Below are 18,214 nucleotides of genomic sequence, written 5' to 3' on the forward strand. Positions count from 1 at the left end.
ATAGTGGAGGTATGGGACGCTTCCTGCTCAAGCTCATTGTCAACGCCGTCGCCCTCTGGCTGACCACGCTCATCGTCGCGGGGGTTCGGGTCGATCCCTATGCGCCTGACACCACGGCCGTGGTGCTCACCTACCTGCTCATCTCGCTGATCTTCGGCTTCGTCAACGGCTTCATCGGCGGTTTCGTGCGCATCGTCGCCTTCCCGCTCTACGTGCTCACGCTCGGACTGCTCTCGTTCATCGTGAACGGCCTGCTCCTGATGCTGGTGGCCTGGTTCTCCGGACTGCTCGGCTTCGGCCTGGTTGTCGACTCGTTCTGGTGGGGAGTGCTCGGCGCGTTCGTGCTGGGCATCTTCAGTTGGCTGTTCGGTGTGCTCGTGCGGCCGCTGAACAACTCAAGCTCCTAGCCGGAAGCGCCCTAGTGCCGGAGGCGGCCCGGTGCACCTCCTATGTGCCACCGCGCCCGCTATAGCGGGCGCGGCCACCGATAAGAGGTGCAGCGAACGACTGACCCGGCTCAGCCGACCCGTTCGGCGTGCCAGACGGTCTGCGCGCCCGGCTCGGTGCCCACCAGGTCGGCGAGGGTCTTCCGGAACGCCAACAGCCGGGGCTCCTCCGACTCGTCGACGAGCCGGGCGGTGTCCTGGTAGGCCGTCATCTGGTGTGCCGGCAGGGTTGCGTCCGCGGGCACCGGCTGGTTCGCGAAGAGCTCCCGGCGCACGTACAGCCGCCCGTCGTCGTCGGCCGGGGCGCCACCGGTGGAGGGGATGATGTCGTCGGAGTGCTCGATCGCGATCGCCGGAAGGCCCTCGGGCAGCGCGGCCGGCACCGCCGGCGCCCCGAAGGTGACCAGGCCCACCACGTTCGCATCGCCGCGTGCGGCCAGCTCCACCGCGAGGAGCCCGCCCTGGGAGTGCGCCACGGGCAGCACCGGGTCTGACGGTGCCACGCCCGCCGCCTGCATCGCCTGAAGCACCGCCGCGTAGGAACCGGACTCCTGGCCGGCCACCGCGGTGACGTTCGAGGTCATGTCCCACGGCTCGGTGGAGCCGGTCGGGCTCCACTCCAGGGTGCCGCCGAGGTAGACGACCCACGACGGATGCGCCGCATCGCCGTACCGCTCCACCCGCACCTGGCCGCCGTCGCCCCTGGTGGGGATGCGGTCGGCGAGATCGGCGAACCCCGTGGGCGGCCGAGGCGCGGCCAGTACGGCACGAGGAACCGCGACCGGCACCGGGCCTGCCGTCGGTGAGCCTGTCGCCGCGGCTCCCCGCAGCGGCACAGCCAGCGGACCCGCCGGAGGGCCGCCCACCGGGCTCCGCACCTTGCTCGTCCACGGCGCCGAGAACGGGAGCCCGGGCGCACCCGGCCGCCCCGCCCGGCCACCGGCCGCAGCACCGGCGCCGGCCACACCCGCCTCCCCGGCCACATCCTTCTCCGGAAACGCCCGGGTCGTCGCAGTGCTCGGTATCCCGGCGCCCGCCGACGCGCCCACCGGGGTCACCCGCACCGGTGTGTCGCGCAGCATCCCGGCCGCCCGGCCCGCCACGAGCAGCCCCAGGGCCGAGGACGCCGCGCCGAGCAGACCGGCCCCGCCGTCGCCCAACAGTGCGGCCACCGGGAACGGCACCCCGGCCCGGCCCAGCGCCGCATCGTCGGCCGAGGAGGCCAGGGTGCGCACCAGTGCCACGGTGAGCGGGCTGGTGAGCAGCTGCGGGTTCGCGCTCATCCAGTCCGTGAGCGCGGGCGGGACCACCGTGGGCGTGCGGCCGGACAGGGTGCTGGTCAGGAGTGACCCCAGGGCCAGGTACGCCAGCGGCGTGGCGGCCGACAGGGCGATCAGCGGTCCAAGCGCGCCCAGCGTGTAGCCGAGCCAGGAGCCCGTGATCCGCAGCATCCCCGCCAGGCCGCCCTCGAGACGGCCATAGTCCTCGGCGGTCGCGGCCAGCGCGTCGGCGAGGGCGCGGCTGCGCTCGGCGACGTCGTCGATCGCCGCCAGCGCCCCGAAGACACATGCCCCCAGGTCGTTCGGCCGCCAGCCCGGCGCCGGGCCCACGCCGAGCGCCGACACCCGCCCGAGCCGGGCGTGCCAGCCTTCGGCGTCATCCTGCACGAGCCGCAGCGCCGCCATCTCGGCGAAAACCACATCCGTGGCCACCAGGGTGCTACCGCCGCCGGAGATGGTGAGGTCACCGGGCCGGTCGTCCGGGCCGGTCTGGCCGCCCGCACCCGTCACAGCGACGCCTTCACCCGGGAGATGGCCTCGTCCACGGCCCACAACGCGTCGTCCAGGGCCCGCCAGGCGCCTTGCAGCGTTCCGGCCAGCTCGGTCAGGCGGTCCTCGAACGCCCGCTGAGCCGGCGATCGCCAGCCGGAAACGGCCGGCCGGGCCGTCAACCGGCGCCCCGTCGCCTCCACGCCGTCACGCACCTGCCGCAGCTGCCAGCGCTGTTCGCGCAACCGGGCCAACGCTTCAGCGGCCGGCTGGCCGTCCACGTTCGGCAGGATGCTGCCACCCGCACTATTCATCACACCTCCTCGTCGAGCCCCAGACTGTGCCACCCTGAAGGGCGCTGTCGAACGGGAGCGGGAACCGGGAGAAGTCGCCGAACCGGGCGGGTGTGGAGGAGGGGAATGTGGAACACAATGGACTCATGAATTTCGCCGCGCTCAGTCCAGATGAGGCGACGCCGTTCCGGATCATCTTCGTCTGCACCGGAAACATCTGCCGGTCTCCCATGGCCGAGGTGATGCTGCGCGACCTGGTGACCCGTTCCGGCCTCGGCCGACTCATCACGACCAGTTCGGCGGGCACCGGGGACTGGCATGTGGGCGAGCAGGCCGACACCCGCGCCATCGCCGCCATGGCCAAGCGCGGCTACGACGGCAGCCACCACCGGGCCCGGCAGTTCGATGCCGGCTGGTTCGACGACCTCGACCTCGTGGTGGTGCTGGACCGCTCGCAGGAACGCATCCTGCGTAACTGGGCGCCCACCGAACGTGACCGTAACAAGGTGCGCCTGCTGCTCAGCTTCGACCGGGACCAGGCCGCCCTGCGCGATGTGCCCGACCCGTACTATTCCGACGATGCACTGTTTGACTCCGTTTTAGGCATGATTGAGAGAGCAAATATCGCGCTGTTCGCGCAGCTCGCACCCGCAATCAGACAGGGAGTCCGATGAGTCCACTACCCCCGCAGGTCCTCAGTCCACTAGACGGCCGCTACCGCGCCGCCGTCACCGAACTGGGCGAGCACCTGTCTGAGGCCGGACTCAACCGGGCACGGGTCAAGGTCGAGGTGGAGTGGCTGATCACCCTCACCGATCGCAGCCTGTTCGGCTCCGTCCCGCTCAGCTCCGAGCAGAAGAGCGGACTCCGCGCCCTGGTCACCGACTTCGGCCAGGCCGAGATCGATGAGCTCGCCACCCTGGAGGCCGTGACCCGGCACGACGTGAAGGCCGTGGAGTACCTCGTACGCCGACGCCTGGTTCCGCTGGGCCTCGAGTCGATCAGCGAGCTCACCCACTTCGCCGCCACCAGCGAAGACATCAACAACCTCGCCTACGCCCTCACTGTCTCGGAGGCCGTGCGCGAGGTGTGGCTGCCCAAGCTGCGCGCGCTCATCGGAGTGCTCCGCGGCCTGGCCACCGACTACCGGGCCGACGCCATGCTCGCCCGCACGCACGGTCAGCCGGCCACGCCCACCACCATGGGCAAGGAGCTGGCGGTCTTCGTCTACCGGCTCGAGCGCATCCAGAAGCAGGTCGAGGCCAACGAGTTCCTCGGTAAGTTCAGCGGCGCCACCGGCACTTTCGCCGCGCACGTCGCCGCCGACCCCGATGTGGACTGGCCCGCGGTATCGCGCGAGTTCGTCGAGGGTCTCGGTCTGGGCTGGAACCCGCTGACCACGCAGATCGAGTCGCACGACTGGCAGGCCGAGCTGTACGGCAAGGTCTCGCACGCCAACCGGGTGCTGCACAACCTCGCCACCGACATCTGGACCTACATCTCGATCGGCTACTTCCGCCAGGTTCCGCAGGCCGGCGCCACCGGCTCGTCGACCATGCCGCACAAGATCAACCCGATCCGGTTCGAGAACGCTGAGGCGAACCTCGAGCTCTCCAGCGCCATCCTGGACTCGCTGGCCGCCACCCTGGTCACCTCTCGGTTGCAGCGCGACCTCACCGACTCCACCACCCAGCGCAACATCGGCGTCGGCTTCGGCCACTCGCTTCTCGCGCTGGACAACCTGCTGCGCGGGCTCGGCGAGATCGACCTGGACCGGGACCTTCTCGCGCACGACCTGGACACCAACTGGGAGATCCTCGGCGAGGCCATCCAGACCGTCATCCGTTCCGAGGTCAGCGCCGGTCGCTCGACGATCGCCGACCCGTACGCCCTGCTCAAGGAACTCACCCGCGGCAAGCGCATCAACCGCGCCGACCTGGTGGCGTTCGTGCAGGAGCTCGAGATCGGCGACGCAGCCAAGGAGCGCCTGCTCGGGCTCACCCCGGCCGGCTATGTCGGTCTGGCCGACCCGCTGGTCGACTACCTGGGCTGATCCCGCGCTGCGCCGGTTCGGGCTGAACCGGCGCGGCACCACCCTGAGTGGGGTGCGCAGCTGCTGCAATACCCACCAAGCGAGGTACCGGACGCCGCACTATCGCGAAAGTATGCCCGTCCGGACGAATTCTGCAGGAGTTGCGGCCGCCGCAGCCGGGCCGGCCGGCCGCTCGGAGGGGTGCCGTGGCCGACGTCCGGGGTGGGCGACGGTCTGCTCTAGTGCCCCGGGCCCTTGCTGCCCTTGTTCTGCTCGTCCAGGTCGTCTTTCTCGGCCGGGGTGGGCTTCATGCCCAGCGCGAGCATGGCGATGACCACGAGGGCCACGATGAACGTGATACCCAGCGCGATCGAGGACAGCACCAGGTTGCGAGTGGCCAGCAGGATCGTCAGTCCCACGAAAAGCGCCATGACGGCGGAGATGCCCACGAGCTCGACGGGCTTGAGGATCTCGGACCTGGTGGGCTTGTGCGGGGTGTTCTGGGTCACTGGGTGTCCGAATCTGTGGAGGAGTGGGCCAGGCCGCGCTGCGCATCCGTGTGCGCCCACGACAGGGAAAGACCCGCGATGACGAGGTAGACGCCGACGATCACCAGGTAGGCGCCGAACAGCCCCACCGAGACAACCGCGTGCGGCGGGAGAAGCAGGAAGGCCAGCGACAGTACGGCGGTGAACACTCCGACGATCAGCCAGTCCCTCGTGACCGGGCCGCGACCGCGCACCCGGATGCCCGTGTAAAGCTCCAGGACTCCCGTGACAGCCGCCCAGACAGTGACGAGGTAGAGGAAGAAACCCAGCCCACCGGCGTGCAGGGCCAGGGCGAGGGCTCCGGCGACGACGCCCACCGCGCCCTGCACGACGAAGAGCGTGCGGTCGCGGGGGTCGAGTACGGTGCGCCAGCTGAGCAGTGCGGTGACCAGGCCCGTGGCGAGGGCGAAGGCGCCGAAGACGAGCAGTCCGAATCGGGCGGAGTGGTCGGCGTTGAACGTGATCACGGCCGCCGGCACGAACGCCACCACGGCGCGCGCGATGGGTACGGTCCAGTACCGGGTGCCGATGACGGCTGCTGCCGGGGCGTTCGCCACGCGGGGACCTCTTTCGTCGCAGGGAGTGGGTCCAGTCTACGCGGCGCACCCGGGCCCGGTCGGTGCCGCCGGCACCCACGGCCCGGCACGGCGTTGCGCCAGGGCGGCGGGGAGACTACGGTCGGCGAAATAGGGGGTCATCATGGGCGATCCACGCACACCGGCCAGCGCTGCGGCCAACGCAGCACCGGGCACCGCCGCACGCCCAGACCCGGCCGACCACCTCGCGACGCTGAGCGAGTTGTTCGCCCGCGACCCGGATGCCGTTCCCGGCTACCTGAACAGCCGGTCCGGACTGCCGGGCCCGCGGGCCAACCTGCCGCTCGCCGACGCCTTCGCCGCAACGGCCCCCGCCGACCTGATCTGGCGCCTGGCCGATTCGGCCGAGGAGTACCTCGCCTTCTGCGGAACGGAGGGACTCGGCCGGCTGGCCCTCGACCCAGCGGACCGCCCCGGCGCCCTCGCCGCCCTCCGCCGTGCCGCCGCCGACGAACGCTGGCGGGTGCGGGAAGGTGCGGCCAGGGCCCTGCAGCTGGTCGGTGACGCCGACCCGGAGGTGATGCACGGGGTCGTCGACGAGTGGTCGAACGCGGCGGATGCCTGGCTCGCGCGCGCCGCCCTGGCCTCGATCTGCGAACCTCGGCTGCTACAGACCGGCCCGGCCCAGGAACTGGCGCTGCGCACCTGCGACCGTGCCACCGCCCTGCTGCTCGGCAGCGGGCCGATCGTGACCGACCCGACCAGGGCCAGGGAGGCGTACCGGGTGCTGCGCCAGGCGCTCGGCTACGGCTGGAGCGTGGCCATCGCGGCCAGCCCCGAGGAGGGCCTCGCCGCATTCCGCACGCTGTCCGTCAGCGAGAACCCGGATGCCCGCTGGATCGTACGCTCCAACCTCACCAAGGCCCGGCTGCGCACGGTGCTCGCCGAACACAACCTCTGGGGCGCCCTGGGTTGAGTGCCCTCAGCGTGACGTGCCGGGTTAGAGGGCGTTGACGGCGCCGAGCACCTTGGTGAGGGAGTCCTTGGCGTCACCGAAGAGAAGCGTGGTCTTCGGGTCGAAGAGCAGCTCGTTCTCGATGCCCGCGAACCCGGGGCGCATGGACCGCTTGAGGAAGACGATCTGGCGGGCGTCCTCCACCTCGAGGATCGGCATCCCGTAGATGGGCGAACCCGGCGAGGTCTTGGCGGCCGGGTTGACCACGTCGTTGGCACCCACAACGAGCACCACGTCGGTGTTCTTGAACTCGGGGTTGACCTCGGCCATCTCTTTGAGCGACTCGTAGGGCACATTGGCCTCGGCGAGCAGCACGTTCATGTGCCCGGGCATGCGGCCGGCCACCGGATGGATCGCGAAGGCCACATCCACACCGCGTGCCTCGAGGGTCGTCGCGAGCTCGGCGATGGTGTGCTGGCCCTGCGCCACGGCCAGGCCGTAGCCGGGCACGATCACGACGCGCTGGGCGTAGGCGAGCATCACGGCCACGTCCTCGGCGTTGGAGGAGCGCACCGGCCGGTTGGACTGCACGGTGGAGCCGGCGGTGGAGCCGCCGCGGAACGCGCCGAACATGATGCCACTCACGCCGCGGCCCATGGCGGAGGCCATAGCGCGGGTGAGGATGGTGCCGCTGGCTCCCACGAGGGTGCCGGCGACCACGAGCAGCACGTTGTCCAGCACCACGCCGGAGGCGGCGACCGCGAGGCCGGTGAAGGCGTTGAGCAGGGAGATGACGATGGGCACATCCGCACCGCCCACCGGGAGCACCAGCAGCAACCCGACGGCCAGGCCGATCACGAGCAGCAGCAGCGCCCAACCGGTGGACCCGGTGGCCACGACGACCCCGCCGATGACGACGGCCGCGACGGCCGCGAGGCTCATGACCCACTTCATGCCGGGGAAGACCACCGGGCGGGTGGTGATGAGTTCCTGCAGCTTGGCCACCGTGATCGCGGAGCCGGCGAACGACACCGCGCCGACGAGCATGGTGAAGACCACCGCGACGAGCACCCAGGGGCCGTCACTGTGACCCAGTTCGAGCATCGCCACGAGCGCGGCGGCGCCGCCGCCGACGCCGTTGAACAGCGCCACCAGTTGCGGCATCTGGGTCATCTGCACCCGGCGGGAGATCGGGGCCGCGATCGCCGAGCCCACGGCGATGGCGAGCAGGATGTACGGGATGTTGTCGAGCTTGGCGGAGAGGAACACCGTGATCACGGCGACCGTGGCACCGGCGGCGCCGATCAGGTTGCCCCGGCGTGCGGTCTTCGGCGAGCTCAGGCCCTTGAGGGCGAGGATGAAGCAGACGGCGGCGGCCAGGTAGAGCAGAGCGGTCCACTCGGCGGACAGGAGGCTCATTTGGTGGTGTCCTTCGTGGTGGCGGCGGGCTTGCGGCCGCGGAACATGCCCAGCATGCGGTCGGTGACGACGAAGCCGCCCACGAGGTTCGCGGTGGCCAGGGCCACGGCGAGGAGCGCGACGGCCAGTAGCCACGGGTCGTCGAGCTGGCCGGCGACGATGATCGCGCCGATCAGGATGATGCCGTGGATGGCGTTGGCGCCGCTCATCAGCGGGGTGTGCAGGGTGCTGGACACCTTGGAAACCACCTCGAAGCCGACGAAGACGGTCAACACAATGACCGTCAGGAGGGTGATCGGATCCATCAGTTCTTTCCTTCCAACGCGGCCGCGGTGGGTGCGTGACGCACCTCGCCGCCGGAGGTGAGACAGGCGCCTGCGACGACCTCGTCGGCGAAGTCGGGAACGACCTGGCCGTCGGTCGTCATGAGCGCGAGCAGGTTGGCGACGTTCTTGGCGTACAGCCGGGATGCGTCGGACGCCATCGCACTGGCGGCGTCCCGCATTCCCACCAGGGTGACGACCCCGTCGCCGGCACTGGTGGGAACCAGCTGGTCCTCGCCGGGCAGCACGCCCTCGACGTTGCCGCCGGTTTCTGCGGCCAGGTCGACCACAACGGAGCCGGCCGGCATGGCGGCGACCATCTCCCGGGTGACCAGGAGCGGGGCAGGCCGGCCGGGGATCGCGGCGGTGGTGATGAGCACATCCGCCTTGGCGACGAAGGGGGCGAGCAGCTCGCGCTGACGCACGGCCCGGTCCTCCGCGAGTTCGGTGGCGTAACCGCCGGCGCCCTCCACGGCATCCAGGTCGAGGGAGATGAAGGTTCCGCCCATCGAGGTGACCTCGTCGGCCGAGGCCGGGCGCACGTCGTAGGCGGAGACCCGGGCGCCGAGCCGCTTGGCGGTTCCGATGGCCTGCAGCCCGGCCACGCCGGCGCCGAGCACAAGCACCCGGGCCGGCGGGATGGTGCCGGCCGCCGTCATGTAGAGCGGGAAGAAGCGGGGGAAGCGGATGGTGGCCTCGAGCACCGCTCGATAGCCGGCGACGAGGGCTTGGGAGGTGAGGGCATCCATCGACTGGGCGCGGGAGATGCGCGGCACCAGCTCGAGGGCGAAGGAGGTGACCTGGGCGGCGGCGAGGGCGGCCACGGTGGGCAGCTCGGATGCCGGGGAGGCCAGCCCCACGGTGATGGTGCCGGCGGGCAGGGTGGCGGCGAGTTCGGGGCTCAGCGGACGCACGTGGCAGAGCACGTCGAACGTGGCGGCATCGAAGACGGGTGCGAGGTGCGCCCCGGCCTTCTCGTAGGCGGCGTCGGAGTAGCCGGAGGCCAGTCCGGCGCCGGACTCGACGGTGACGTCCACACCCAGCGCGGTGAGTTGGAGCACCGTTTCCGGTGTCGCTGCGACACGTTTTTCGCCGTCTCGGCGTTCACGCCCAATGCCAACCTTCACGAGCAACCACTCCTTTGACGCATCTGCCACCGGACGAGCGTAAACGGGGTCGTTCGCTTGTCCCAGGGCGATCTCACTTCGTAGCGTACCGTCGTCGATTCCCCGCTCACGGCGATTTTCCGGGCCCTAAGACCCTGCCCATGGACCTGCCCGGTTAGCCAAGGACCGCTCGCACGATCTAAGGTGGAGGGTTGGCCGCGCCGTATTCGGCGCCCGCCCCTTCTCGAATCGCACGATCTTCCCGCACTGCCGCCGGCGCCCCCGCCCGAGCAGCGCTCGGTCCCGGGACGCCCCGACTCGATTGGTTGCCCGTTATCAGTTCCACCGAACCCGACGCCGACGCGCGCACTCCCAGCGCGACTCCGGCCCCGTTGATCCCTCCCACTTCAGCCGCTTCGACAACCCGGCGCCGCCGTTTCGGCGTGCATGTGGCCGCGCCGAGAATCTTCTTTCCCGCGCTGGCCATCATCGTCGCAGTGGTTCTCATCAGCATCCTCTTCCCTGTCCGCACAGGCGCCGTTCTGGCGCAACTGCAGACCCTGGTCGTTGCGGGCCTCGGCCCGTACTACGTGGTGCTGGTCGCATTCTTCGTCATCTTCGCGGTGTGGATGGGCCTCAGCCGGTTCGGTGACATCAAGCTCGGCCAAGACGACGACGCGCCGGAGTTCGGGCTGATGTCCTGGTTCGCGATGCTCTTCGCTGCCGGAATGGGCATCGGCCTGGTCTTCTGGGGCGCCGCCGAGCCGCTCACCTACTTCTTGGAGCCCAAGCCCGGCGTACACGGCAGCAAGCCGGAGCTGGCGGCGGCGGCCATGTCGCAGACGTTCCTGCACTGGGGCTTCCACGCCTGGGCGGTCTACGCCGTTGTCGGACTCTCGCTGGCCTACGCGATTCACCGCAAGGGCCGACCGGTGTCGATCCGGTGGGCCCTGGAGCCGTTGCTCGGCGACAAGGTCAAGGGTCGTCTCGGCGACGCGATCGACGTCACCGCGATCGTGGGCACCCTGTTCGGTGTGGCCACCTCGCTCGGGCTCGGCGTCAAGCAGATTGCCGCGGGGCTGCGCCATCTGGGCGTCGTCGACTCGGTCAGCAACACCCTGCTCGTGGTCCTGATCGTGATCATCACCCTGATCGCCATCGCCAGCGTCGTCAGCGGCGTGGGCAAGGGCATCAAGTGGCTCTCCAACATCAACCTCGGTGCTGCTGCGCTATTCCTCGTCGCCGTTCTGCTGCTCGGACCCACGATGTACCTGCTGCGCGTCTTCGTGCAGTCCCTCGGCGGGTACTTCCAGAACATCGTCGGTCTCACCTTCGATGCGAGCGCCTTCACCGGTTCGGCCGGACTGGACTGGCAGGGCAGTTGGACCGTCTTCTACTGGGGCTGGTGGATCTCCTGGGCACCGTTCGTCGGGGTGTTCATCGCCCGTATCTCCCGTGGCCGCACCGTGCGGGAGTTCGTCGCCGGTGTGCTCCTGGTTCCCACGCTCGTCACCTTCCTCTGGTTCGCCGTCATGGGTGGCAGCGTGATCAAGCAGGTCTGGGAGAACCCCGCCGCCCTCGTCGACCCCGAGGTGGGGATCGTGCCGGAGAACGTGCTCTTCGATTTCCTGGCCCAGCTTCCCCTCGGCCCGGTCCTGGCGGTGCTGGCCGTGGCCATCGTGGCGATCTTCTTCATCACCTCGGCGGACTCGGGCTCCCTCGTCATCGACATGCTCGCCTCCGGCGGCGAGACGGATCCGCCCAAGTGGAGCCGTATTCTGTGGGCGAGCATGGTTGGCGTCGTCGCGATCGCGCTGCTGCTGGCCGGCGGGCTGAGCGCGCTGCAAACCGGTGCCATCCTCACGGCGATCCCCGTCAGTGTGGTGATGATCGGTATGTGCATCGCCACCTACCGCGCGTTCCGCGCCGAACACCAGGTGCTGGTCCAGGTGGAACGCCGGGTGCGCCGGGAAGAGATGGCTCGCCGGATCAGCAAGAGCGTCACCAACCATTTGGAGAGCAACTTCGACGAGCACTTCGGCGACCAGATGGACGGCCGAATCACCGCCGCGATCACCGATGCAGCCGGCAACGTGTCCCTGCAGACGCGAGAACGGCGCTCCTTCTGGCCGCGCCGGGGGCGCGCAGCCACGCTCCCGGACGATAGCCCGGACCTGGGCGACCTGACCCCGCAGGATGTGGAGGGCATGCAGGACCTGGGCGACCTGATGCCGCAGGATGCGCCCACCACGGCCCACGCGTCTCCGTCGGAGGAGCCGCTGGCAGCGGAACCCGCTGAGCCAGCGCATGAGGGTACGTCGAATGCGTCGGACGCAGACGAGGACCCCACGCGCACGCAGTGATTCGTCGCCGGCAGCAGGCCGGCCGGGCGGATGCCCCGCGCAACGAGAGGGCCTGACGGCCGGGGATGAGCCCCGCTGTCAGGCCCTGTGGCGTCCTGGCTGGCGTCGCGGCTGGCGTCGGGGTATCAGGCCCCCGGCACCATGTCCGCGAAGCGGGAGTAGTGGCCGTGGAAGGCCACCGTCACGGTGCGGGTGGGACCGTTGCGGTGCTTGGCCACGATCAGGTCGGCCTCGCCGGCGCGCGGGTTGTCCTTTTCGTAGGCGCTCTCACGGTGCAGCAGGATGACCATGTCGGCGTCCTGCTCCAGCGAACCGGATTCCCGGAGGTCGGAGATGGCCGGCATCTTATCGGCGCGCTGCTCGGGACCACGGTTCAGCTGGGACAGCGCGATCACGGGGACCTGCAGTTCCTTGGCCAGGAGCTTGAGCGCCCGGGAGAACTCACTGACCTCCTGCTGGCGGGATTCGACCTTCTTACCCGAGGTCATCAGCTGCAGGTAGTCGATCACGACGAGCTTGAGACCGACGCGCTGCTTGAGTCGGCGGCACTTTGCACGGATCTCGACCAGCGTCATGTTGGGGCTGTCGTCAATGTAGAGCGGCGCGTCGTTGATGCGTCCGCGGGTGGCGGCGATGGTGGTCCAGTCGCGGGCCTCGACGTTGCCCTTGCGCATGCTCTGCAGGGGCACGGAGGCCTCGGCGGCGAGTAGGCGCATGGCGATCTCGCTGCGTCCCATTTCCAAGGAGAAGAAGATGCTGGGCATGTCGTGGTGGATGGACGCGGCGCGGGCGAAGTCGAGCGCGAGGGTGGACTTACCCAAAGCGGGTCGCGCGGCCACGATGATGAGCTGGCCGCCGTGGAACCCGTTGGTGAGCTCGTCGAGGTCGGCGAAGCCCGTGGGTACACCGGTGAACTGACCGTCTTTGAGCTTGGCCGCTTCGATGTCCTCGATGGCCGCCGTCACGGCGTCGGTGAGGGGAACGTAGTCTTCGGTCTCGGTGCTGCCGGTGATGGAGTAGATCTCGGCCTGCGCCGTGTTGACCAGGTCGAGCACCTCGCCTTCACCCGCGTAGCCCATCTGGGCGATCCGTGTGCCGGCATCCACGAGCTTTCGCAGCATGGACCGTTCGGCGACGATGGTGGCGTAAAAACCGGCGTTGGCGGCCGTGGGCACCAGGCTGGTGAGCGTGTGCAGGTAGTCGGCGCCGCCGGCCCGGGAGATCTCGCCGAGCTTGGTCAGTTCGTCGGTGACCGTGATGACGTCGGTGGGCTCACCCTGCGCGTACAACGAGAGGATGGCGTCGAAGATGATCTCGTGCTTGGGCACATAGAAGTCGGCAGCGCGCACCGTCTCGACGACGTCGGCGACGGCATCCTTGCTCAGCATCATGCCGCCGAGGGCGCTCTGCTCGGCCAGCAGGTCATGCGGCGGGGTGCGCTCGGAGTGGCGAGGTTCGGAGGTGCTCCGGTACTCGGAGCCGCGGTCGGATCCGCGCTGATCGGATCCGCGCTGGTCTGCGTAACCCAGGTGAGCTATCGACACGCCGGGCCTCCTCTGTTGGTTGGTTCAGGTCTATCAGGAGCCGCTGACACCAGCCGCCCGGCACGCAGGCGCATCCGGTGATCGACCCGCTTGCCTACCCTAGAGAGGCTTGCCTCACCAGCCAAACCGCCCTGTGGATAACCCTGTGGGGAATCTGCGTGAAACGCCGCCACGCTTGTGCACAAGCTGTGCACTCACCTGTGGACAACTCACGAGTATTAAATCAAAAATCGAATTTGATCAGGTATTTATTCTATTCACAGATGTGTGGAAAAACTTGTTTCAACGGTCCCTTGAATGTTGATGAAATAGGTGGGCGCCTGTGCACAAAGGGGTGGAAAACACGGCCGGAATTGTGCCACCAACGGGGGAAGGGTGGCGGCGTTAAAGAGGTGTAGCGGTGGCCCCCGAAGGAACCACCGCTACACCCGTACAGACGCTTACTTAGCGGCTACCACCTGAAGGGTGATGGTCGCGCTGAGCTCGTCGCGCAGACGAACCGTCGCGGTGTGCTCGCCGGTCGCCTTGATCGGGCTGAGCTCAATCTTGCGCTTGTCGACGGCACCGAGACCGGCAGCGGCAACCGCTTCGGCCACGTCGGTGGTCTTGACGGAGCCGAAGAGGCGTCCGCCGGCGCCGGCCTTGACGACCAGCTTGACCTTGGTGCTCTCAAGGGCGACCTTGAGGGCCTGGGCCTCTTCGAGGGTGGCGTGCTCGCGGGCTACGCGGGCGGCCTTGATCTGCTCGATCTGCTTTTCGCCACCGCGGGTCCACGCAACAGCGAAGCCCTGGGGGAGAAGGTAGTTGCGAGCGAACCCGTTCTTGACATCAACGATGTCACCGGGGGTGCCGAGGCCGGAGACCTCGTGCGTCAGAATCAGTTTCGACATGTGAGGGCTCCTTACCGGCCTGAGCCGGCGTAGGGCAGCAAGGCCATTTCGCGGGCGTTCTTGACGGCACGCGCGATCAGGCGCTGCTCCTGGACGGAGACGCCGGTGATGCGGCGGGCGCGGATCTTTCCACGCTCTGAGATGAACTTCCGAAGAGTGGGGACATCTTTGTAATCGATGACACCAACCCGGATCGACTTCGCGGGGGCGGCGTTCTTGCCACCCTTAGCACCGCGGAGCGGCTTGCGGCGGTCGCCGCTCGACTTTCCAGCCATGATTTCCTTACTTTCTTAAACGTGTGTGCAGCCGTCAACCGTGAGGTTCGGCTTAGAAGGGGGTCTCGTCGCTGAAGTTGCCCGGGGTGTTCCAGACATCTCCGCCGCCGGTGTTGGCGGCGGGGGCGCTGGGTGCCCAGGGCTCGTCGTTGCCCTGCTGCTGCGCGACAGGCGCGCCGCCGCGAGGAGCGGACGAGGACTGCGCACGCGTGAGAGAGGCGGTGGCGTAGCGCAGCGAAGGACCGATTTCGTCGATCTCGAGCTCCATGCTCGTGCGCTTTTCACCTTCCTTGGTCTCATACGAACGCTGCTTGAGACGCCCGGAAGCGATGACACGGGAACCCTTGGTCAGTGAACCGGCCACGTGTTCGGCGAATTCACGCCAAACGCTCGCGCGCAGGAACAGTGCCTCGCCATCTTTCCACTCGTTGGCCGCGCGATCGAAATTGCGCGGAGTGGAGGCAATGGTGAAGTTGGCTACCGCCAGCCCGTTCTGCGTGTAACGCAGTTCCGGATCGCTGGTGAGGTTGCCCACCACGGTGATTACGGTCTCGCCGGCCATGGGCTACTTGTCGCTTGCCTTGTCGGCGTCTGCCTCGGCAGGAGCGTCCACGGCGACCGGAGCTGCCGGGGCAGCTGCGGGCTTCGCGGAAGCGGCGACCTTGGCAGCGGGAGCTGCGGCAGGAGCGTCGGCCTTGACCGGAGCAGCAGCAGCCTTCGGGTTGGCAGCCTTGCGGGCGGCCTTCTCGGCGGCAAGCTTGCTTGCGACGGCAACCTGGGCGATGCCCTCTTCGGCGCGGAGAACCTTGGTGCGCATGACGGCTTCCGACAGCTTCAGCTGGCGGTCGAGCTCGGCAGTTGCTGAAGCGTTCGCGGTGAAGTCGACGACGGCGTAGATGCCCTCGGCCTTCTTGTTGATCTCGTATGCGAGACGGCGGCGACCCCAAACGTCAACCTTGTCAATGGTTCCACCATCGTTGCGAACAACGTTGAGGAACTTGTCAAGGCTGGGAGCTACGGTGCGCTCATCGATCTCGGGATCGAGGATAACCATCAACTCGTACTGATGCATGACTAACCCACCTCCTTCGGACTAAAACGGCTGCAGTATTTCTGCAACAGGAGGGTTGTGCATGTGTTGAAGGTGGAGGCCGGGACTCCGGCACACAGACAACCTGCCAAGACTACCCGAACGGCGAGCCAAGCGCCACCGTTCGGGTTCGGTGCCCTCCACACCGCGATTCCGGCCCATCGCCGGGTGCCCGGCGGCCCGCGGCCGAGCATCAGGGCTCCGGCCTGAGCCCCGCGCCCTCCAGGACCTCGCGCAACCGGCCCGGGTGCAGGGCATCCGCCCAGCGCCACCGGGCCAGGATGCGCCCGGATGCCTGCAGTCGCGCCTCGCGCGACCGGTCGCCGGGCCGGTTCACCTCACAGTCGAATTCGCCGAGCAGCGTGCGACGTTTCACGTGGAACCTGGCGTCCCAGCGGAAGTCGATCTGCTCCTCTCCTTCTGGGTGAGGGCAGGCCGCGCGCAACTCGGGCAGCGGGACCCGGGCGAGGTACATGCTCGCCCGGCTGAGCGATTGCCCCCTCGAACCGGACCGCGGGTCGGCGAACCGGGCCGCCAGCCGGGCGCGCGCGGCACCGCGCTCCGCGCCCAGGCCCAGCACGCGCTCGAGTAGGCGGTCGCGGGAGACGGCGGGGGCCAGCGTGCCCGGCGGCAGCACGAACCGGGGCTGCAACCCCGCGTCGAGGCTGATCACCGCCGAGCGGAACGGCTGGCTGCGGGCCAGGTCCACCATCGTGCGGAGCCGTGTTGTGGCGAGCAGGCCGCCGATCTCGGTGATGTCCGCGTCGGCAAGGTACTCCCGGTGCCAGGTGATGCCCGGCGCGTCGGCCAAGTCGCGCCGGCCGCCCTGCAGGTGCACGGTCCGCGGCCAGGGTCCGAGGATCGGCAACCCCCAGACCCGCGCCGCGGACAGGTGGGTCAGCACCGGGCGGGAGCGTCGGCCCAGCGCGGTGGCGTAGATCCGCATCAGGTAGCGCGCATCCCGGTCTGCCCGCAGCCAGACATCGGTAGAGAGGTCCGGGTGGCTGCCCGGTTCGAGTTCGGTGAGGAGCGCTTGGGTGGTTTCCATGCCCCGACAGTGACCGACTGCGGCGCCGATGCCGCCCGCGCGGGCACGGGTGTGCAGATCGGCACCACGGGACGGGGCTGTGGAGGAGGGGCTCAGTCTGGGAGGGTCAGGCCTCGCGCGCGGCCCACCAGGCCAGGAGCCGTCGGGTGGCTTCCTCGGTGCCGAGCGGGCCGTCGTCCAGGCGCTGCTCCAGTAGGTAACGGTAGGCCTCGCCGACCTCGCGTCCGGGCGTGAGAGCGAGCACCGCCATGATCTCCTCACCGTCGAGGTCGGGGCGCACCGCTTCCATCTCTTCCTGCGCGGCGAGCTCGCTGATGCGCTGCTCGAGGTCGTCGTAGGCGAAGCCCAGCCGGTCGGCCTTGCGGCGGTTACGGGTGGTCACGTCGGCGCGCGTGAGGATGTGCAGCCGTTCCAGCTGGTCCCCGGCGTCGCGCACGTACCGGCGCACCGCCGAGTCGGTCCAGGCGCCCTCGGTGTAGCCGAAGAACCGCAGATGCAGTTCGACCAGCCGGGAGACGGCCGAGATCGTGTCGTTGTCGAAGCGCAGCGCGCGCAGTCGCTTCTTAGCCAGCTTCGAACCGACCACATCGTGGTGGTAGAAGCTCACCACGCCGCCGGGCTCGAGGCGGCGGGTCGCCGGCTTGCCGATGTCGTGCAGCAGCGCAGCCAGCCGTACCACGAGGTCTGGCTCGGCAAGGTTCTTGCGCGATCTCTCGTATCCGATGGCCTGGTCGAGCACCGTGAGGGTGTGCTGATAGACATCCTTGTGATGGTGATGCTCATCCACCTCGAGGCGCAGGTCGGGGATCTCGGGCAACACGATCGCGGCCAGGCCCGACTCCACGAGCAGCTCGATGCCGGCCCGCGGATTGTGCGCCCGCAGCAGTTTGCCGAGCTCGTCGCCGACCCGTTCCGCCGAGATGATGTCGATGCTCGACGCCATGGCCGCCATGGCGACGGCCGTCTCCAGCTCCAGGGTGAAGCCGAGCTGCGCGGTGAACCGCGCGGCCCGCATCATCCGCAGCGGGTCGTCACCGAAGGAGATCTCGGGCGAAGTGGGCGTGCGCAGCACTGCGTTGAGGAGGTCATCGATCCCGTTGGACGGGTCGACGAGAACCACCTGCGGCAGCCGCAACGCCAGGGCGTTGACCGTGAAGTCGCGGCGCAACAGGTCGTCTTCGAGGCTGGAGCCGAACACCACGTCGGGGCGACGGGTCTGACCGTCGTAGCTGTCGGCGCGGTAAGTGGTGATCTCCACCTTCTCGCCGGCGATCTGGGCGCCGATGGTGCCGAAGGCCCGGCCGATGTCCCAGTGCGCCTCGGCGATCGGCTTCACGATCGCGAGGATCTGGTCCGGGGTGGCGTCAGTGGTGAAGTCGAGGTCGTTGGTGACCCTGTCCAGGAACGCGTCGCGCACGGGGCCGCCGACCAGGGCCAGCTCGAAGCCGGCGTCGGCGAACGCATCCGCCAGTCGGGAAATGGTGGGGGAGGCAGCCAGGTCGCCCAGTCTTGCGAGGGCTGCCGCGACGCTCTGCATGCCCCCATGGTACTGGCTCGCCCCGCGCCGCCGCGTGCCG

At 68.9% G+C, this 18,214-nt stretch carries 18 protein-coding genes and 1 pseudogene; 5 read left to right on the forward strand and 14 right to left on the reverse strand.

Translation table 11 applies throughout. The features are described from left to right. Nucleotides 1–11: 11 nt before the first annotated feature. Nucleotides 12–407, forward strand: coding sequence for a phage holin family protein (locus tag KY500_RS16370; protein ID WP_219901448.1), 396 nt, complete (start codon nucleotides 12–14; stop codon nucleotides 405–407). Between the two features lie 110 nt (nucleotides 408–517). Here KY500_RS16370 and KY500_RS16375 read toward each other — a convergent pair whose 3' ends face one another. Both KY500_RS16375 and KY500_RS16380 read right to left on the reverse strand, forming a co-directional pair. Next, nucleotides 518–2,236 (reverse strand): hypothetical protein, encoded by a 1,719-nt coding sequence (locus KY500_RS16375; protein ID WP_219901449.1) that lies wholly within the window; start codon nucleotides 2,234–2,236, stop codon nucleotides 518–520. Continuing rightward, nucleotides 2,233–2,529, reverse strand: coding sequence for a hypothetical protein (locus tag KY500_RS16380; protein ID WP_219901450.1), 297 nt, complete (start codon nucleotides 2,527–2,529; stop codon nucleotides 2,233–2,235). Before KY500_RS16380 ends, KY500_RS16375 begins: the two co-directional genes overlap by 4 nt. 125 nt (nucleotides 2,530–2,654) lie before the next feature. On the opposite strand from KY500_RS16380, the gene KY500_RS16385 reads away from it, so the two are divergent. Both KY500_RS16385 and purB read left to right on the forward strand, forming a co-directional pair. Continuing rightward, nucleotides 2,655–3,182, forward strand: a complete 528-nt coding sequence (locus KY500_RS16385) for a low molecular weight protein-tyrosine-phosphatase (protein WP_066598633.1) — start codon at nucleotides 2,655–2,657, stop codon at nucleotides 3,180–3,182. Beyond that, nucleotides 3,179–4,561, forward strand: a complete 1,383-nt coding sequence (gene purB, locus KY500_RS16390; RefSeq protein ID WP_219901451.1) for an adenylosuccinate lyase — start codon at nucleotides 3,179–3,181, stop codon at nucleotides 4,559–4,561. The genes KY500_RS16385 and purB overlap by 4 nt, the downstream gene beginning before the upstream one ends. Nucleotides 4,562–4,779: 218 nt before the next feature. Here the strand turns inward: purB and KY500_RS16395 are convergent, their stop codons facing one another. Together KY500_RS16395 and KY500_RS16400 are read right to left on the reverse strand one after the other, a co-directional pair. Beyond that, entirely contained in the window at nucleotides 4,780–5,049 is a 270-nt protein-coding gene (locus KY500_RS16395; RefSeq protein WP_120338594.1) for a hypothetical protein, read from the reverse strand. Then, complete coding sequence (locus KY500_RS16400; RefSeq protein ID WP_219901452.1) at nucleotides 5,046–5,645, reverse strand: DUF308 domain-containing protein; 600 nt, start codon at nucleotides 5,643–5,645, stop codon at nucleotides 5,046–5,048. The genes KY500_RS16395 and KY500_RS16400 overlap by 4 nt, the downstream gene beginning before the upstream one ends. Before the next feature lie 142 nt (nucleotides 5,646–5,787). On the opposite strand from KY500_RS16400, the gene KY500_RS16405 reads away from it, so the two are divergent. After that, nucleotides 5,788–6,600 carry a HEAT repeat domain-containing protein gene (locus KY500_RS16405; protein ID WP_255579465.1) on the forward strand — a complete coding sequence of 271 codons (813 nt, stop codon included), beginning with the start codon at nucleotides 5,788–5,790 and terminating at the stop codon, nucleotides 6,598–6,600. A 24-nt stretch (nucleotides 6,601–6,624) separates the two neighbouring features. Here KY500_RS16405 and KY500_RS16410 read toward each other — a convergent pair whose 3' ends face one another. The 3 genes from KY500_RS16410 to KY500_RS16420 are packed head-to-tail and all read right to left on the reverse strand — an operon-like array spanning nucleotide 6,625 to nucleotide 9,448. Beyond that, nucleotides 6,625–7,998, reverse strand: a complete 1,374-nt coding sequence (locus KY500_RS16410) for an NAD(P)(+) transhydrogenase (Re/Si-specific) subunit beta (protein ID WP_219901453.1) — start codon at nucleotides 7,996–7,998, stop codon at nucleotides 6,625–6,627. Continuing rightward, nucleotides 7,995–8,303, reverse strand: a complete 309-nt coding sequence (locus KY500_RS16415) for an NAD(P) transhydrogenase subunit alpha (RefSeq protein WP_066598649.1) — start codon at nucleotides 8,301–8,303, stop codon at nucleotides 7,995–7,997. Before KY500_RS16415 ends, KY500_RS16410 begins: the two co-directional genes overlap by 4 nt. Then, a complete protein-coding gene (locus KY500_RS16420; RefSeq protein WP_219903495.1) occupies nucleotides 8,303–9,448 on the reverse strand; it encodes a Re/Si-specific NAD(P)(+) transhydrogenase subunit alpha in 1,146 nt (381 codons plus the stop codon). The genes KY500_RS16415 and KY500_RS16420 overlap by 1 nt, the downstream gene beginning before the upstream one ends. 428 nt (nucleotides 9,449–9,876) lie before the next feature. On the opposite strand from KY500_RS16420, the gene KY500_RS16425 reads away from it, so the two are divergent. Beyond that, nucleotides 9,877–11,790 (forward strand): BCCT family transporter, encoded by a 1,914-nt coding sequence (locus KY500_RS16425; protein WP_255579466.1) that lies wholly within the window; start codon nucleotides 9,877–9,879, stop codon nucleotides 11,788–11,790. A gap of 125 nt (nucleotides 11,791–11,915) precedes the next feature. Here KY500_RS16425 and dnaB read toward each other — a convergent pair whose 3' ends face one another. From dnaB to KY500_RS16460, 7 genes and pseudogenes are all read right to left on the reverse strand, one after another. Continuing rightward, nucleotides 11,916–13,334: a replicative DNA helicase gene (dnaB, locus tag KY500_RS16430; protein ID WP_066598657.1), complete on the reverse strand. Its 1,419-nt coding sequence runs from the start codon at nucleotides 13,332–13,334 to the stop codon at nucleotides 11,916–11,918. Nucleotides 13,335–13,774: 440 nt separating this feature from the next. Then, on the reverse strand, nucleotides 13,775–14,224 hold the full coding sequence (rplI, locus tag KY500_RS16435) for a 50S ribosomal protein L9 (protein WP_066598659.1): 450 nt from the start codon (nucleotides 14,222–14,224) through the stop codon (nucleotides 13,775–13,777). An 11-nt stretch (nucleotides 14,225–14,235) separates the two neighbouring features. Then, nucleotides 14,236–14,499, reverse strand: a complete 264-nt coding sequence (rpsR, locus tag KY500_RS16440; RefSeq protein ID WP_035835236.1) for a 30S ribosomal protein S18 — start codon at nucleotides 14,497–14,499, stop codon at nucleotides 14,236–14,238. Nucleotides 14,500–14,551: 52 nt separating this feature from the next. Further along, nucleotides 14,552–15,061: a single-stranded DNA-binding protein gene (locus KY500_RS16445; RefSeq protein WP_066598661.1), complete on the reverse strand. Its 510-nt coding sequence runs from the start codon at nucleotides 15,059–15,061 to the stop codon at nucleotides 14,552–14,554. A 141-nt stretch (nucleotides 15,062–15,202) separates the two neighbouring features. Then, nucleotides 15,203–15,571, reverse strand: a pseudogene (rpsF, locus tag KY500_RS16450) (30S ribosomal protein S6); the annotation flags it as partial. Between the two features lie 211 nt (nucleotides 15,572–15,782). Continuing rightward, on the reverse strand, nucleotides 15,783–16,637 hold the full coding sequence (locus KY500_RS16455) for a hypothetical protein (RefSeq protein ID WP_219901455.1): 855 nt from the start codon (nucleotides 16,635–16,637) through the stop codon (nucleotides 15,783–15,785). A 106-nt stretch (nucleotides 16,638–16,743) separates the two neighbouring features. Then, nucleotides 16,744–18,174, reverse strand: coding sequence for a CCA tRNA nucleotidyltransferase (locus KY500_RS16460; RefSeq protein WP_219901456.1), 1,431 nt, complete (start codon nucleotides 18,172–18,174; stop codon nucleotides 16,744–16,746). Nucleotides 18,175–18,214: the final 40 nt, after the last annotated feature.

Source organism: Cryobacterium sp. PAMC25264 (assembly GCF_019443325.1).
In the GTDB taxonomy this organism is placed as follows: Bacteria; Actinomycetota; Actinomycetes; order Actinomycetales; family Microbacteriaceae; genus Cryobacterium.

Bases quoted from the DNA above. Each gene is read 5' to 3' on its own strand.
- rplI (WP_066598659.1), bottom strand. From the start codon at position 14,224: ATGTCGAAACTGATTCTGACGCACGAGGTCTCCGGCCTCGGCACCCCC.
- KY500_RS16455 (WP_219901455.1), bottom strand. From the start codon at position 16,637: ATGGAAACCACCCAAGCGCTCCTCACCGAACTCGAACCGGGCAGCCAC.
- rpsR (WP_035835236.1), bottom strand. From the start codon at position 14,499: ATGGCTGGAAAGTCGAGCGGCGACCGCCGCAAGCCGCTCCGCGGTGCT.
- KY500_RS16415 (WP_066598649.1), bottom strand. From the start codon at position 8,303: ATGGATCCGATCACCCTCCTGACGGTCATTGTGTTGACCGTCTTCGTC.
- KY500_RS16380 (WP_219901450.1), bottom strand. From the start codon at position 2,529: ATGAATAGTGCGGGTGGCAGCATCCTGCCGAACGTGGACGGCCAGCCG.
- KY500_RS16370 (WP_219901448.1), top strand. From the start codon at position 12: ATGGGACGCTTCCTGCTCAAGCTCATTGTCAACGCCGTCGCCCTCTGG.
- KY500_RS16410 (WP_219901453.1), bottom strand. From the start codon at position 7,998: ATGAGCCTCCTGTCCGCCGAGTGGACCGCTCTGCTCTACCTGGCCGCC.
- KY500_RS16445 (WP_066598661.1), bottom strand. From the start codon at position 15,061: ATGGCCGGCGAGACCGTAATCACCGTGGTGGGCAACCTCACCAGCGAT.
- KY500_RS16460 (WP_219901456.1), bottom strand. From the start codon at position 18,174: ATGCAGAGCGTCGCGGCAGCCCTCGCAAGACTGGGCGACCTGGCTGCC.
- purB (WP_219901451.1), top strand. From the start codon at position 3,179: ATGAGTCCACTACCCCCGCAGGTCCTCAGTCCACTAGACGGCCGCTAC.
- KY500_RS16385 (WP_066598633.1), top strand. From the start codon at position 2,655: ATGAATTTCGCCGCGCTCAGTCCAGATGAGGCGACGCCGTTCCGGATC.
- KY500_RS16405 (WP_255579465.1), top strand. From the start codon at position 5,788: ATGGGCGATCCACGCACACCGGCCAGCGCTGCGGCCAACGCAGCACCG.